At 46.6% G+C, this 15,141-nt stretch carries 15 protein-coding genes; 6 read left to right on the top strand and 9 right to left on the bottom strand.

Going from position 1 to position 15,141, the window contains the following annotated elements; genetic code table 11:
• The first annotated feature begins 29 nt into the window (after nucleotides 1–29).
• Nucleotides 30–1,712, top strand: a complete 1,683-nt coding sequence (abc-f, locus tag DVG79_RS11430) for a ribosomal protection-like ABC-F family protein (RefSeq protein ID WP_114596835.1) — start codon at nucleotides 30–32, stop codon at nucleotides 1,710–1,712.
• Between the two features lie 77 nt (nucleotides 1,713–1,789).
• On the opposite strand, the gene rsgA is transcribed toward abc-f, so the two are convergent.
• Entirely contained in the window at nucleotides 1,790–2,839 is a 1,050-nt protein-coding gene (gene rsgA / locus DVG79_RS11435; protein WP_114596836.1) for a ribosome small subunit-dependent GTPase A, read from the bottom strand.
• Nucleotides 2,840–3,110: 271 nt separating this feature from the next.
• Here rsgA and DVG79_RS11440 point away from each other — a divergent pair, with 271 nt between their 5' ends.
• The 5 genes from DVG79_RS11440 (at nucleotide 3,111) to DVG79_RS11460 (ending at nucleotide 6,606) form a co-directional block, all read left to right on the top strand.
• Nucleotides 3,111–3,488, top strand: coding sequence for a lmo0954 family membrane protein (locus tag DVG79_RS11440; protein WP_114596837.1), 378 nt, complete (start codon nucleotides 3,111–3,113; stop codon nucleotides 3,486–3,488).
• Nucleotides 3,489–3,555: 67 nt separating this feature from the next.
• Complete coding sequence (locus DVG79_RS11445) at nucleotides 3,556–4,179, top strand: PspA/IM30 family protein (protein ID WP_114596838.1); 624 nt, start codon at nucleotides 3,556–3,558, stop codon at nucleotides 4,177–4,179.
• A gap of 59 nt (nucleotides 4,180–4,238) precedes the next feature.
• Nucleotides 4,239–4,958, top strand: coding sequence for a cell wall-active antibiotics response protein LiaF (gene liaF, locus DVG79_RS11450; RefSeq protein ID WP_012369506.1), 720 nt, complete (start codon nucleotides 4,239–4,241; stop codon nucleotides 4,956–4,958).
• Nucleotides 4,955–5,980 carry a sensor histidine kinase gene (locus DVG79_RS11455; protein ID WP_114596839.1) on the top strand — a complete coding sequence of 342 codons (1,026 nt, stop codon included), beginning with the start codon at nucleotides 4,955–4,957 and terminating at the stop codon, nucleotides 5,978–5,980. The genes liaF and DVG79_RS11455 overlap by 4 nt, the downstream gene beginning before the upstream one ends.
• On the top strand, nucleotides 5,977–6,606 hold the full coding sequence (locus tag DVG79_RS11460) for a response regulator transcription factor (protein ID WP_114596840.1): 630 nt from the start codon (nucleotides 5,977–5,979) through the stop codon (nucleotides 6,604–6,606). Before DVG79_RS11455 ends, DVG79_RS11460 begins: the two co-directional genes overlap by 4 nt.
• A 105-nt stretch (nucleotides 6,607–6,711) precedes the next feature.
• Here the strand turns inward: DVG79_RS11460 and DVG79_RS11465 are convergent, their stop codons facing one another.
• From DVG79_RS11465 to deoD, 8 genes are all read right to left on the bottom strand, one after another.
• Complete coding sequence (locus DVG79_RS11465) at nucleotides 6,712–8,403, bottom strand: b(o/a)3-type cytochrome-c oxidase subunit 1 (protein ID WP_114596841.1); 1,692 nt, start codon at nucleotides 8,401–8,403, stop codon at nucleotides 6,712–6,714.
• Nucleotides 8,404–8,874: a cytochrome c oxidase subunit II gene (locus tag DVG79_RS11470; RefSeq protein ID WP_114596842.1), complete on the bottom strand. Its 471-nt coding sequence runs from the start codon at nucleotides 8,872–8,874 to the stop codon at nucleotides 8,404–8,406. It lies immediately after the preceding gene.
• Between the two features lie 328 nt (nucleotides 8,875–9,202).
• On the bottom strand, nucleotides 9,203–9,910 hold the full coding sequence (locus tag DVG79_RS11480) for a Crp/Fnr family transcriptional regulator (protein WP_114596844.1): 708 nt from the start codon (nucleotides 9,908–9,910) through the stop codon (nucleotides 9,203–9,205).
• Between the two features lie 161 nt (nucleotides 9,911–10,071).
• Nucleotides 10,072–11,214: a CDP-glycerol glycerophosphotransferase family protein gene (locus DVG79_RS11485; RefSeq protein ID WP_114596845.1), complete on the bottom strand. Its 1,143-nt coding sequence runs from the start codon at nucleotides 11,212–11,214 to the stop codon at nucleotides 10,072–10,074.
• A gap of 55 nt (nucleotides 11,215–11,269) precedes the next feature.
• Entirely contained in the window at nucleotides 11,270–11,659 is a 390-nt protein-coding gene (gene tagD, locus DVG79_RS11490) for a glycerol-3-phosphate cytidylyltransferase (RefSeq protein WP_012369498.1), read from the bottom strand.
• Nucleotides 11,656–12,873 carry a CDP-glycerol glycerophosphotransferase family protein gene (locus tag DVG79_RS11495; RefSeq protein WP_114596846.1) on the bottom strand — a complete coding sequence of 406 codons (1,218 nt, stop codon included), beginning with the start codon at nucleotides 12,871–12,873 and terminating at the stop codon, nucleotides 11,656–11,658. Before DVG79_RS11495 ends, tagD begins: the two co-directional genes overlap by 4 nt.
• A 69-nt stretch (nucleotides 12,874–12,942) precedes the next feature.
• Nucleotides 12,943–14,325: an aldehyde dehydrogenase gene (locus tag DVG79_RS11500; RefSeq protein WP_114596847.1), complete on the bottom strand. Its 1,383-nt coding sequence runs from the start codon at nucleotides 14,323–14,325 to the stop codon at nucleotides 12,943–12,945.
• Between the two features lie 100 nt (nucleotides 14,326–14,425).
• Nucleotides 14,426–15,133, bottom strand: coding sequence for a purine-nucleoside phosphorylase (gene deoD, locus DVG79_RS11505; RefSeq protein ID WP_026829180.1), 708 nt, complete (start codon nucleotides 15,131–15,133; stop codon nucleotides 14,426–14,428).
• Nucleotides 15,134–15,141 lie beyond the last annotated feature (8 nt).

A 15,141-nucleotide genomic window follows, 5' to 3' on the forward strand; every position in this document is an offset into this window, starting at 1 on the left:
CTGAAATGAACCCAAAAGGAGCTGAACATATGCCTGCTGAAATCTTATCCTTTCATGATGTACGCTTTGATCTTCCGCAACAGACGTTGTTTCAACATGTTTCATTTTCTATCCGTCCCGGTGAACATGTCGCTTTGGTCGGTGCCAATGGTGTCGGTAAAACGACACTCTTCCAGCTGATTTTAAAACAGCTTCAGCCGACGGACGGAAACATCTTCCGCGGCTATACGAACGTTGGCCATGTCGCCCAACATCTCACTTCCAGTACACCGGCCATCCGGCTCGTCGAACAGGCTGACCGAGTACGATACGAAGCAAGGGAAGCGATTCTTCACTCATCGTCACTCGAAGTCTACCAGGCTGCGTTCGATCTCGATGCTTTTTCACTCGAGACAGACGCCGCTCGTGCGTTAAAAGAGGTGCAATTGCCGGAACACGTCTGGTCACATCCCTTTGATACACTGAGCGGTGGCGAACAAACCCGCATCCAACTGGCCTGCCTGTTGGTCCAACAACCGGATTTCATTCTGCTCGATGAGCCGACCAACCACTTGGATGCTGACACGCTCGATTGGTTGATTCACTGGATGCATCAGACGCCGCTTACCATCCTGTATGTCTCACACGAACGGGCTTTCATCGATGCGACCGCCGAGGCGGTCATTGAACTGACCCCGAGTCAGACGACACGCTACAAAGGAAATTACCAAGCGTATCGTCAGCAAAAAGAACAGGAACGTCTGACGCAGGAACACGAGTATGAAAAACAGGAAAAAACGCGCAAGGAACTCAAACGGATGATCAATCAGTACCAAAACTGGCATCAACAAGCTGTCGCACACGCCAGTGAACGCGATCCTTATGCCAAGAAAAAAGCAGCAAAACAAGCTAAAAAATTTAAGGCAAAAGAAAAACAACTCGAGCAGACACTCAATCATCGTGTCGCTAAACCGGAATCCCCGTCCTCCGTTCATGTAGCCTTTGAAGCAGCACCGTTTTCCGCCAAGCAGTTGCTTGAACTGGACGCCGTTTCCTTTTCGTACGAGGAGCGGACACTGTTTCAAAAACTGAGTTTTTCCATGCAACAAGGTGACCGGATCGCCGTCATCGGTCGGAATGGTTCCGGGAAGACGACTTTGCTCCGGGTGATTCAAGGGGAGCTCAACCCGACGGAAGGAACGGTGACATGCCATCCTGCTCTGACAGTCGGTTACTTTTCACAGGCACTTTCGGATTTACCGGTTTCCGGTTCTCTGCTCGATGCGTTGCTGCAGGAGACGACGATTTCTGAGACCGATGCCCGGACGCTTCTCGCCTGTTTTCTGTTTCGCCGGGATCAGGTGTATAAACCAATCGCCGAAGCAAGTATGGGAGAACGATGCCGGATTGCGTTTTTACGCCTTTATTTTTCCGGTGCTCGTCTGCTGATTCTCGATGAGCCGACCAACTACCTTGATTTGACGACCCGCGAACAGATTGAAAGCGCCCTCGATGTCTTTCCGGGTGAATTGTTGTTCGTCTCACACGATCGTTACTTTAACGACCGTCTCTCGAACCGGACCATCTCGCTCGATCCACATGAACATGCGACCGTTCATCCGGTCGGGACAAAACAATTGCGCGAACAGCAGCCTAGTGATATCAACGCGATTCAAAACGATTTGAAACGTCTTGATGATCTGACGGGTACGATTGATTTCGACCGTAGTTAAATATCGTTTTCAACAAAAGGAACGACGCCTCTCTGGTTCATCAGAAAAGCGTCGTTCCTTTTTCATTTTAAATTAAATCATCGTTTTTGATACTTCAGTTTCGTCCGCGCCTGTGCCTGCTTGTGGATTTTTTTCCACTTTTCTTTTTCAGCCGCTTGAAGGGCCACATTTTGTTTCCGTTCTGCATAAGCGACTTCACGTTTCAGCTTCAGGAAACTGTCCCACCGTTCGCGCGACAGCTTTCCATCTGCCAAAGCGGCTTGGACAGCACAGCCTGGTTCTTCTACGTGCTGACAGTCCCGGAAACGGCATGATTCCGCCAGCTCCTCGATATCCGAGAAGGTCGACGCCAGTCCGTCCGTCCCGTCCCATAGTCCAAGCTCCCGCATACCCGGTGTATCAACGAGTAACAATCCATTCGACAACCTTTTGAGCTCCCGGTGTGTCGTCGTATGCCGGCCCCGTTCATCATCTTCGCGGACGCCGCCCGTTTCCATCAACTGTTCTTCCGCCAATGCATTGACGAGCGTTGACTTCCCGACACCGGACGATCCGACGAGAACGATCGTCTCGTTTGGTTGCAATGCTTCACGTAAATCATGCAGTCCTTCTCCGGTCAGCGAATCAACAGCAAAACACGGCGTACCAAAAGCAACTGTCTCCACCTCTGACAAAAATTCGTCAACCGACGTCGCCAGACTTTTTTTCGTCAAGACAATAACAGGTGTGACCCCTGCTTCCCACGCGACCGTCAAATACCGTTCCAGGCGACGCACGTTAAAATCGTGCCCAAACGCCATGACGAGCAATGCAAGATCGACATTCGCGCAAATAACCTGTTCCTCGGTTTCCGTTCCGGCTGCTTTTCTGGAAAATTGCGTACTACGCGGCAAAACACGTTCAATCCGTCCCTTACCGGCTTCCCGTCCGCTCTGAATCACCCAGTCCCCGACTGCCGGCAGTTCAGCTTTCGTTAATGCTTCAAACCGCAGCTTTCCGGATAACTCACTTAACGTTTCCCCGTCAGTCGTCATCACACGGTACTGTTTTTGAAAGACTGCCGTCACACGGCCTAACTGTTCATTTGTTCCGACTACATGAGTCGGTAGTTTACCCCATTCGTTCAAATGGTTTCCTCCTCTGTTTTAAGGGAGGGAAACCCCTCCCTGTGTTCCGATCTGGTTTTCTTTTACGTGGCTGATTGCATACATAAAAACACCACTCCTCTCGTTTCTTATAGTCGAATTTTACCATATTCTCTTCTGCTGACCTAGCAGACTCTTTAAAGTCAGACTTCCCTTCTCCGCCTCAAGTCGGAGACGATTCCGGTCCGAAGGGCGTCGTGATTGTCTATTCACTCCGTTAAGATAAGAGTATCAAGAAAAAGGAGGCTTCATCATGAAGCAATCAAAAGGAAAACAGGTCTTGATGGCACTTGCCGGTCTCGCCCTTCTCGCTGTCGTCATCGGTACATTACCGCACATGATCGGACTCGGGCTCGGCGCGCTACTCGCTTTTTACGCCATCAGTAAGTTTATCCAAACATCAAGCGTTTTCGCGAAAATCGGATTTGGACTGCTCGCAGCAATCGGAATCGGTGTTGCCCTATCAAACATCTGGGCTGTTGTCGGGATCGCTGCCGCACTGGCACTGTACATCGGATACATGCGCATGAAACTGCAACGTGTTGATTTGAATCAACTGTTCGCCCGCCGTCGCAAGGCCGCATCGTCCCACTTTGAAGCCGATTGGAAAGATCTCGATCAAAAACGCTAACAAATGGACAGTACAGTACATTACGAACCGATACTTTGTAGATTTAACATCCAAGGAGGAATTTTTGATGAAAAACGTATTCGATCAATTAAATGAGTTTGCCAATCAAATGATGACAGAAGTAAAAAAAGCCGCCGATCAGGGAGAAGCACCTGCTAAAAAGCTGGTCCGCCACATCCGGACAACCGAATCGGACCTAAAAGAAATCGACCGTTTACTGGAACGTCAACGGACGTTGCTTGTTGAACTGACACAAAAACAGGATGAAGCGAAGGAACTCGCAGACAAACGTTTTACACAAGTTGAAATCGCCAAAGAAGCCGGCGAACAAGAACTTGCAGAACGGGCGGCCATCGAGTCGAAACATTACGGGGAACAGTTCCGCTTCTTTGAAGAACTGATCGCCGAAACGAAACGTGAGCTCAATCAGCTCGAACGGGAAGCACTGGAATTAAAACTGAAGCTGGAAGACTTACAAAATAAGCGGTATGAATGGATGATGCATGAAAACGTCTCGAATTTAAAATCGAAGATGAACCAGGTGCTAGAACGCGAACCAAATGCTACTATTAAACAAGAACAACATCCATTCACCACAAACGAACCTGAAACGAAGGAAGAGGAAGCGCCGATTGCAGAAGATGATATCGATGCCCGGATTGCCGATCTCGAACGTCGTTTCCAAAAATAAGTACTCGGACGAAGGAGGCATTCTTGCCTCCCTTTGTCATGTCAGGAAGGAGATTGCCCGTGCGACGATTAAGTACAAAACAACTAGTCGGCTACGTGTCGATCCTGTTTGCTCTCGGACTATTCTATGATTTGATGACAGGCGCGGGAAATGTATTATTCGGAGTGCTTTTCCCCTTCCTCTTGTATTACGTCGGGATTCATTTCCGAAAAAGAAACCATGAAAAACTGGCTATCCTGTTTTACATCGTTGGTACAATCATCTTAGCCGGTGTCGTCCTTAGTTCAGCAGCAATCGGATTCGTCATCGCCGGTATTCTGCTGTATCTCGGAATCATTCTCGTCACCCGTCACTCTGTCCGGGAATTTTTCTTCTCAAAAATTTCGCCGAGTCTGTATGAAGAGGAAGGCATTAAGATTCAACCGGCCTACTCGTTTGCGACACAACAGGAACTTCCCTATGTCTTAAAAGATTTGAGCGAACAATTCATCGTCCGTGATCTCGAAATCGACTTGACGCATGCTTATGTTCCGGAAGGCGAGACACTGATCGTCGTCAGCGGTGTTGTCGGTGATGTCCGAATCCTGTTACCGTCCGGTTACGATTACACGCTCGATACATCGATTGGTTTCGGGAGCGTCAAGACAGATGTCCGTCGTATTCCGACCTTCTTCAATCGCCGAATCCAGTACCGTGCCCCCGAATATGACGAGGCTGTCCGAAAAGTCCGGATTCATGTCATGCTAGGTATCGGGAACGTGGAGGTGACCTCGATATGAAACGTGATCAATTTCCGCTTGGTGTCATCGCACTCCAGGTCATGACCGGTTTTTTTACGGCTGTGATGACGACGTTATTATTTCTAAGTACACGCCAAGTCGATTGGCATGTACTTTTCGTCCGTCAACAGGACTTTCCTGTTTTTCTGCTCGTCATCGGTTTATCGCTTTTATTACCGTTAGCAGTTGGCAGTATCCACTACTTCTTTTTACGGCGCGATTTCAAGAGAGTCACAACAGCCATCATTGAACTGGAGCAAGGAAAAGAAGTGACAATCGTCAACGGTCCTTATTTCCACACGCTGACACGTCTGTCGCGGATCGGGAAACGGATCGATGAACAGGTCGAAACCGTTCAAAAAATCAGTACCCGTCCCCAACACATCGAACAAGTCCGTGTCCAGGCCATTACAGAAGAGCGAAAACGGCTTGCCCGTGATTTGCACGACTCTGTTTCACAGCAGCTGTATGCCATCTCAATGATGACGACAGCAGCGAAACAGACGATTCTGACGCAACCGGAAACCGCTGCGAAACAAATCGATTTGGTCGAAACGATGGCCCAGACGGCACAGTCCGAGATGCGTTCCCTGTTGCTACAATTACGCCCGGTCGAACTCGAAGGGATGACCCTTCAGCAAGGCCTGACTCAATTGTTGGAAGAGTTATCAAGAAAGCAGTCCACCGAGCTGAGTTGGAAGCTTGAAGCCATCGAATTGCCCCGTCCGATCGAAAACGAATTGTTCCGGATTGTCCAAGAAGGGCTGACCAATGCCTTGCGCCATGCCAAAGCTTCACACATGGACATCGAACTTCGTCAATTCAATGATACAGTCATCTTAAGCATGAATGATGACGGTGTCGGCTTTATCGTCGATGAAAAAAAACTCGCTTCTTACGGCATCAATTCGATGCGGGAACGGACGGCCGAGATGGGTGGAACGATTCGCCTCGTCAGTGTTCCGGGACAAGGGACGCAAATTGAAGTAAAATTAAGAAAAGATCGGATGGTGCAAGTATGATACGTGTGTTATTAGTCGATGATCACGAAATGGTCCGTGCGGGTGTTTCTGCTTTTTTGTCCACTCAACCAGATATCGAGGTCGTAGCAGAAGCAGCGGACGGACAAACAGGTGCTGAGCTTGCATTGAAACATCGTCCGGATGTCGTTTTAATGGATTTAGTCATGGAGCCGGTCGATGGCGTTGAAGGAACACGGTTGATTCGAAAAGAATGGCCAGACGCCAAAATTTTAGTCGTCACCAGCTTTTTAGATGATGAAAAGGTCTATCCTGTCATTGAGGCCGGTGCAATGAGTTATGTCTTAAAAACAGCAAGTGCCTTTGAAATTGCAGAAGCGATTCGCAAAACAGCGAGTGGTCAATCCGTCATGGCGGCCCAAGTCACGGGGAAAATGATGGAACGTTTACGAAAACCAACGAGCCATCTCCATGATGATTTGACAGAACGCGAACAGGAAGTCTTGCAACTGATGGCACGCGGAATGGCGAACCAGGAAATTGCCGACGAACTGTTCATCTCTTTGAAGACTGTCAAAACACACGTTTCGAACATCTTGTCGAAGCTTGATGTCGTTGACCGGACGCAAGCTGTCGTTTATGCGTTTAAACACAACATCGTTAAGTAATCTTCAGCATTTTTCTATACTTATAATTGCTCTCATACTCAATGAAAATGACCGGGTTCCTCCTGTATCTCAGAGGAACCCGGTCATTTATTTGTTTTCGTTCTGTCACCACAATTTCCAGCCTGGTGCTCCAGGCGGCGCATTCTCAATCATATGCCAAATTGGAACCGTGTAGGCAAATGCAATTAACGCAAACGTCACGAAAATCCAAAGCTTCCAATTCTCGAAGAACAGTGGTGTCTGCATCGCTGCTTCTTCTGTCTCAGCAACCGGGAACTCTTCCAGGCCTTTCGGTGCCCGGAAGGCGAGTTGGAACATCGCAAATAAGAACAACAAAATGGAAAGGAATAAAATCGTTCCGCCAATTGCCATCGCAACATGATATGGAATCCAGTCGGCAACAAGCGAATCTTTGAAGTAAGCTGCCGGACCAGTTCGTCTCGGGTTACCGAGTAACCCTGAAATATGCATCGCTGTCGACATGAACAGCATACCGACCGTCCATAACACTGTTTGGATCAGTCCGATTCGGTTGAGTTGTTTCGTCATCGTCCGTCCTCTGAGCAAGGGTACCAACCAATAGGCCGTTCCAAAAAACGTTAAGGCAACGGCAGCTCCGACCGTGATATGAAAATGACCGGTCACCCACAGTGTGTTGTGGACGACGATGTTTAATTGATGCGACGCATTGATGACTCCACCTGCTCCCGCCGGGATGAAAAATAACATTCCGACAAACGGTGCTAAAAAGCGGACATCTCGATACGGCATCTTCTTGATCCAGCCGAACAGTCCAGTTGCACCTTGACGCCGCCCTGCCAGTTCAAAAGTCGCAAACATCGAGAAGGCTGTCATGAGTGACGGGATAATGACCAAAAACGTGAGGACGACCTGAATGTATTTCCAAAATGCTGAGATACCCGGTTCCAGCAATTGATGATGGAATCCGACCGGGAAGGAAAACAGTAAAAATAATAAAAAGGACATCCGGGCCAATGCATCTGAAAAAATCTTTCCGCCGACGATTTTCGGAATCACGGTGTACCAGACGATATATGCCGGCAACAGCCAAAAATATACAAGCGGATGACCAAAGTACCAAAAGAGCGTCCGTGACAACTCAATTCCGACTTTATCCGTCCAACCGAGTGACAACGGTAAGAGTTGAAACAAAATCGTAGCAGCGACTCCGAGTGTCGCGACGACCCATAACAATACCGTCATGATACTCATGTATGCCTGAAGCGGTGGATGAACACCTTTATGCTCCCGTTTATAGTCCGCGTACATCCGGAACATCGCACCGGAAGAAATCCACGTCCCGACAACAAAGATGACAAGTCCGATATAAAACACCGGGTGAGCCTTCAATGGTGCATAAAAGGTATATAAAACAGAAGCTTCCCCTGCGAGGACCATCCATGTGACGAGGACGACACCAAGCATCATAAACCAAAATCCGACCCAACCGAGCCGTCTTGGAAATTCTTCGAAACGGCCAAACGATTGTCCTAAAAAAGAAAATAGTAAGCCAAAAATAAATAAGGTTGTAAATACAATCGCCAGCATCAACCCGTGGGCAGTCAATAATTCATAATAGCCGACGCCTGCAATTTCCGGAATCACACCGGTCCGGACGAGTGTTTGGAGTAAGCCGCATAACCCGCCAATCAACAAGGCGACGAGCGAAAAGCTGACATGGGCAAAGGCCAGTTTCGCTTCTTTTAAACCAATTGCCGTCGCCGGCATTCCCCGCTCCATCTCAAACTCTTTTAATTTTCTCGAAATGGCATTCATTTACTCCACCACCTTAATTTTTGTCGACATCATATGGTGACCGCTTCCGCAATACTCATTACAGACAATCAAGTACTCTCCGGCTTTTTTAAAGGTATATTCGATTGAATTGATATGACCGGGTACGACCATCATGTTGACATTTGTCTTTACGATTTCAAAACCGTGAACGACATCTTTTGACGTCACGAGAAAGTCTACCGTTGCCCCTTTTTTAATTACCATATCTTGTGGCGTGAACTGAAACGCTTGCGACACCATGACTGCTTCATAGCGGTTATCGTCAATTTTTTTCAACCCCGGTTTATCAAATGGTTTGGTCTGATCCACTTGTGTCGGATCAATTAATGTAGCGTCAGACGGCGGTTGATTGCCGGATGCAAAAGCAGAAATACCAATGATGACTAAAAAAACGGCTAACATCACACAACCAAATACTAACCAAATTTTCTCCAAACGATGAATGTGCATTGCCTTTCCTCCTTATCTGGAACTAAATAATAGAAAAATCGATCCCCACATCCCGATGATGACGGAAGCAACAATAAAAACGGCGACGATTGTGCCTGATAAATTCGGTTCTGGTTTACTGCTCATGATGCCTGTCTCCCTTCTCATTTCAACTTGATGTCCTGTCTTCATTCTAGAAAAGACGTACCGCTTGAGACCGTGATAAATGTCACACCATTTGTGACGATTTCGCGCTTTCCCTTCTAAAAACACACATAAAGTTCACATTTTAGGAAGAAGCTCTCAAAAAAATCCCCTTGTCTCAAGGACAAGAGGATTCGTTTTATTTTTAAATCCGGCATACGCCTACCGGACATCCTTCACAATGGCATAAATCTCTCAAATAGTTAGCATCATGGACGATGATTTTAGTCGTCGTCGATGAAATGACCTTGTCTTTTTTCCACTGGGAAAACATGCGATTGACCGTTTCGCGCGGCGCCCCGATCAACTGACCGAGTTCGCTGTCGGATGGTCGTTTGGAAATGACATAGTCTTCCCCAACCTGTTTTCCATGCATGGCAATCAACCGGAGTAAGGTCGAGGCCAGTGCACCTTGTTTCCCAAACAATAACAGGTCACGCAGTTTCGTTTCGGACTGCTTTCGCATCAAGGCTTGCCAACGCATGATTTCTAAGGCAAATACACCGTCCTGCTTCATCAATTCCTCAAGCTTCGTTTTCGAAATGACACCAAGGATACTGTCTTCCATCGTTTCAACGCTATAAGAACTTGGAAATGCTTCGCCGACATCAAACTCACCGAACAAATCACCCTTAAAGTATAAAAACATCATTAAAGGGCTGCCTTTTTTCGTCAGTTTAGACAGTTTGACACCGCCTTGCTTCACATAAAACAACTTATCGTTTAACTCACCTTCCCAACAAACGATTGAATCCTTTTTAAACGTCACCTCTGTCATGAAGTCTTCCAGTATCATTCGTGTCTCTGCTGATAAGACAAACGTATTGGCTTCTGTTGTTCCGCAAGCAAGCATTTCGCATTCTCCTTTCCTTGATTCCTTCTGCTCCTAGTATAGAACATCACACGTCAAAAAAACGTTTTTTCAAAAGATTGTCAAACATTGTTCATGTTTTCACAAAATGTTTTAAAAAAATGATTCTAGTTTCGTTTAAAAACGTAGATCATTTTTTTACTTCAACGTACTTCCCGGTAGTAATGATCGACAATCCGACGCGTCGCTTGTCCCGGTTGTTCCGTATACCAGACTGTTTTGAATTTTTCCATCGCTGTCCGGCTTTCTTCTAGCGCTGCATCCGAAGTAATCCAGTTCAATATAACATCAAATTGATTCGTGTAAGTAACCGGTAGCGGGTCCGGATAAGAATCGACGATACCCGGAATTTGCCGGTAGGTGTCGATATCTGGGGTATAAAGAATGGTTGGAACATCGAGCAGACAACTTTCAAAAGGAATCGAGGAATAATCGGTGATCAATACATCGGTGATGAGTAAGTAATCATTGATTGAATATTCGTCCGTAACGAAGTGCACATGTTTTTTTTGATGTGTGAACATCGAACGGACCGTTGGATGTAATTTGACAAGAATTGTCCATCCCTGATCGGTCAATTGTTCGAGTTGGCGGACAGTCTGTCCTTCCATTCCATTGTATTCGCGGTAGGTCGGCGCATACAGTAGAATACGACGTTCCTCTTTGACGTAAGCATCCTGAAGTTTTTTTTTGGTATGTTGATGTTGTTCGTTAAACCAATAATCTGTCCGGGGCACGCCAAATGTTTTGAAGACTGTCCGTGGAAGATCATGTGGTTCCATGAATTGTTTCGCGCAAGTTTCTCCCGGTACGATGAAATCACCATAACGCTGGTATACCCGTTTGAAACGTCGCAGGACATGCTTCGGTACCATCAAACTCTTTGATGACGTCAAACCGAATTTCTTTAGCGTCCCTGCAGCATGCCATAACTGGATCCGTTTTGTTCCCTGACGAATCGGGGCGACACTGTATTCGCCGATATAGTTATCGATGAAATGATGCTTCGATGTTGCAAGAAGGTACGCCAGCCGAATAAAACGAAGTCTGCGATAGGGCAATGCATATTCCACCGACCAGGCTTCCGGATCTTTCACAAATTTTTTATCATACACCAGATACCGTTTTTCTTCCGGGAATTCCGTCAGGAGCGCATCATTAATCGGTTTCACATTATCACCGTAAGTGACCCAAAAGAGCGTCACCGGTCTCACAGGCAACAGGCAGAAGATTCGATAAAAGATCCGAAAAAGCAACAAGTAGATTTGCACGATACTCTCTCTCACGTTACTCCCTCCTTTCCATGAAGAAAGACCGCACCCAAGGTGTGGTCTTTTTTCATCAACCTTTTCCTAACTCCGTTTTGATCTGGCTTGTCGAAATGCCTTCCGTCCGGCTAAGGTAAACGACTTCACAATATTCTTTCAAGAAATCGAATTCGCCGGCCCAGTCGTCACCCATGACGAATGTATCGATTTGGTGCTCTTGTACATCCGTGATTTTCTGATCCCAGTTATTTTCGGCAATGACTTCGTCAACATAGCGAATCGATTCCAAAATCAATTTGCGGTTTTCGAAGCTGTGATACGATTCTTTGTGTTTCAAGCGATTGAACTCGTCCGTCGAAATCGCGACGACTAAATAATCGCCCATTTCCTTTGCCCGTTTGAGGATGTTGATATGTCCCCAGTGCAGTAAATCAAATGTGCCGTACGTGATGACTTTTTTCATGATGATTCTCCTTTATGCTGATTGCTGACAGATTTTAACAGACGTTGATAGGCTTGTACAGATGCGGTTCCGTCATCCCACTGACAAAATTTCTTTTCAAATGCGGCAAACGCCGGACCATATCGATCGCTCCATTCGTGCAATCGGTCAATCTCTTCAAATAGCCGTGCTTGTTGTAAAACGAGCGGACCCGGTGCTTCCTGCTCAAAGTCAAAATAAAATCCGCGCAGTTGGTCCCGGTAATGTTCTAAATCATACGTGTAAAAAATCATCGGTCGTTTCAAATGGGCATAGTCAAACATGACGGATGAATAATCCGTGACCATAGCATCTGCCGCGATGTACAGTTCTGAAATATCCGGATAATCCGAAGCATTACGGACAGAGGGATAATCCGCCGTATCGACTTGATCCGCTACCAAATAATGCATCCGGATCAATAACGTATATTCAGCACCAAATCGTTTCTCAAACTGTTCCAGCGAAAACGGCAACTGAAAGGAATAAGATCCTTTCGCCGCATACTCATTGTCTCGCCATGTCGGCGCATACAAAATGATTTTCTTAGTCGTGTCTATGTTGTAACGGGAATAGACCCGTTCGCGAATTTCCGGATGCCGTTCCGTCTTGTAAAACACATCATTACGCGGATAGCCGATTTCAAGCAATTCACCGGAAAAATCAAATGCCCGTCGAAAAATCAGACTGGAATAAGCATTCGGTGAAATCAACAGATCCCATTTGGATGCTTCACGTGCAAAGTCACGCTTGTAGCGTTCGGTCGTCGTATCGGCCATCTGTACCTCATCCATGTCGAGCGCCAGTTTTTTGAGCGGCGTCCCGTGCCACGTTTGTAAGTAGATGGTCCCTTTGCGTTTGAACAACCAGGAAGGAAGCCTGCTGTTCGAAATCCAGACCCGTGACGTGGCGAGCAGATAAATCCAACGAATCGTCATCCGATTAACGGTCCGTATGGTCGGATCATCAAAGGCACGGTGTCGATCTTTACTAAAGATCAACTCACATTCCGGATGGTCTTTTTTCAGCGCTTCGTAGATCGCACGTGGATTGTCACTGTATTGTTTCCCTAAAAAGCTTTCAAACAGAAAACGATTTGGATGAACCGGCAAACACGCAAACCCTCGCATCACGAGATGCAATCCCGTTTCGACCAGTTTAGTTTTCTTGATCCACTGACGTAATTGACGTTTCAAAACTTATACCCCTTAATTTAACAAAAAATTTACTTTTTATAGAATTTCATATAAATCAAACCTCAACCATCATAACAAAAAGCGCATCCATTTGGAATCAGTATTTGAACGCATATAACGGAATGGCAAATCAAACTTCGTTGTATTGTGCACCAGACCCTTTTGATGGCTGAACGTTTCGAAACTGTACTTGCCGTGATAACCACCGATTCCACTGGCACCGACACCACCAAACGGTAAATTATGCTGTGCGACATGCATGAGTGTATCGTTCACGCAGCCTCCGCCAAAGGAAATTCGGTTCAAGACACGTTCCTTCACGAATTCGTTTTCTGTAAATAAATAAAGGGCAAGCGGTTTATCACGGTCTGTGACAAAGGTGATGACATCTTCAATTTCATCATATACAAGAACCGGTAAAATCGGACCAAAGATTTCTTCTTGCATCAATTTTGAATCATGTGGAACGTTCGTCATGACGGTCGGAGCCATTTTTCTTGTTTCCGGATCGACTTGTCCGCCGAATTCGATGTCTCCTTGTTCGAGATATCCTGTCAATCGTTCCAAGTGACCGTCCGAAACGATTTTGACATAAGATCCCACGCCCACTCCGTTTCCATACTGGGAGAACGCCTCTTCTTCAATCAAACGAAGAAATGTTTCCTGGACGTCCCGGTGAACGAAAACATAATCCGGAGCGATACACGTTTGGCCGGCATTTAACCATTTTCCCCAGGCAATCCGTTTTGCCGCGAGTCTTAAATCTGCATCTTTGTGGATAATCGTCGGAGACTTGCCACCCAATTCAAGTGTGACAGGTGTCAAATGTTTGGCTGCTGCTTGATGCACGATTTTACCGACACGGGTCGAGCCGGTAAAGAAAATATAATCAAACTTTTCTTCAAGCACTGCTGCACTCACTTCCGCGTCGCCTTCGATCACGACACCAAAACGCTCATGAAACGCTGTCTCAAAGACTTCCCGTAAGACACGCGAGACGTTTGGCGTCAATTCCGAAGGTTTCAAAACGACGGTATTCCCCGCTGCAATCGCGCCTACGACAGGGGCAAGGGCAAGTTGGAAAGGATAATTCCAAGGTGCAATGACCAGCACGTTTCCATACGGTTCAAAACGGATTTCGCTTTTTGATCCGAAATGCAACAATGGTGTCCCCACACGGCGCGGCTTCGCAAGACGGCGCAATTGTTTTTCCATCCGATTGATTTCGCCGTAAACAAAACCGATTTCTGTCGTAAAAGCGTCTTGACGCCCTTTATTCAAGTCGACTTTCAAGGCATCGTAAATGGCTGCTTCATGCGTTTCAATTGCTTGTTTCAAGAACGTCAACATACTTAAACGAAAAGCAATGCTTCGTGTGGCACCTGTCTTAAAGAAACCCCGTTGTACTTCGACCTGGCGTGCTACATCTAATCCCGTTGTCGTCAATCCCATCCGTAAATCCCCCTTTGAGCTCATTCATTTCTACCTTCTCATTCTACCATAGCTGTCAGAGCAAATAAAAAAAGCGGAGAGTCTTTTCTCCGCCTTTCGTTTACAGTTGGATTGCTGTTTCAAGTGCGACTTTCATCATGTCGTTAAACGTCGTTTGACGTTCTTCCGATGTCGTCTCTTCACCCGTCAACAAGTGATCGGAAATCGTTAAGATCGTCAAGGCGTTGACTTTATGTTTTGCAGCGAGTGTGTAGAGACCTGCCGCTTCCATCTCGATTGCGAGGCAACCGAAGTCCGCCCATTTTTTGAAGTGGTGGAAATCATCTTGATAAAATTGATCCGTCGTAAAAATTTGACCCACTTTCGCATCGATGCCGTGCTCTTTCGCTGTCATATAAGCTTTGTGCAATAAGTCAAACGATGCTGTCGGTGCATAATCCAGCCCGTTGAACCGAACCCGGTTTTGTGCCATATCGTGTGACGCACTCATCGCGATGACGACGTCGCGGACTTTGACGTCCGGCGTGATCCCGCCGGCAGTACCGACTCGAATCAGGTTTTTAGCTCCGTATGATTGGATTAATTCGTTTGCATAAATCGACATCGACGGGACACCCATCCCTGTTCCTTGAACAGAAACTTTTTTACCTTTATACGTTCCTGTAAAACCATACATTCCGCGAACTTCGTTATACAAAACGACGTCCTCTAAAAATGTATCGGCAATGTATTTTGCACGAAGTGGATCTCCTGGAAGTAATACGGTTTCTGCAATCTGACCTTCTGTTGCGTTAATGTGTACGCTCATGTACGATT

The sequence above is a fragment of the Exiguobacterium sp. RIT594 genome, assembly GCF_003339585.1.
GTDB lineage: Bacteria > Bacillota > Bacilli > Exiguobacteriales > Exiguobacteriaceae > Exiguobacterium_A.

Excerpts from the sequence above, each read along its gene's own strand:
- abc-f (WP_114596835.1), top strand. The coding sequence starts at position 30 with ATGCCTGCTGAAATCTTATCCTTTCATGATGTACGCTTTGATCTTCCG.
- DVG79_RS11440 (WP_114596837.1), top strand. The coding sequence starts at position 3,111 with ATGAAGCAATCAAAAGGAAAACAGGTCTTGATGGCACTTGCCGGTCTC.
- DVG79_RS11445 (WP_114596838.1), top strand. The coding sequence starts at position 3,556 with ATGAAAAACGTATTCGATCAATTAAATGAGTTTGCCAATCAAATGATG.
- DVG79_RS11455 (WP_114596839.1), top strand. The coding sequence starts at position 4,955 with ATGAAACGTGATCAATTTCCGCTTGGTGTCATCGCACTCCAGGTCATG.
- DVG79_RS11460 (WP_114596840.1), top strand. The coding sequence starts at position 5,977 with ATGATACGTGTGTTATTAGTCGATGATCACGAAATGGTCCGTGCGGGT.
- DVG79_RS11465 (WP_114596841.1), bottom strand. The coding sequence starts at position 8,403 with ATGAATGCCATTTCGAGAAAATTAAAAGAGTTTGAGATGGAGCGGGGA.
- DVG79_RS11470 (WP_114596842.1), bottom strand. The coding sequence starts at position 8,874 with ATGCACATTCATCGTTTGGAGAAAATTTGGTTAGTATTTGGTTGTGTG.
- DVG79_RS11480 (WP_114596844.1), bottom strand. The coding sequence starts at position 9,910 with ATGCTTGCTTGCGGAACAACAGAAGCCAATACGTTTGTCTTATCAGCA.
- tagD (WP_012369498.1), bottom strand. The coding sequence starts at position 11,659 with ATGAAAAAAGTCATCACGTACGGCACATTTGATTTACTGCACTGGGGA.
- DVG79_RS11500 (WP_114596847.1), bottom strand. The coding sequence starts at position 14,325 with ATGGGATTGACGACAACGGGATTAGATGTAGCACGCCAGGTCGAAGTA.
- deoD (WP_026829180.1), bottom strand. The coding sequence starts at position 15,133 with ATGAGCGTACACATTAACGCAACAGAAGGTCAGATTGCAGAAACCGTA.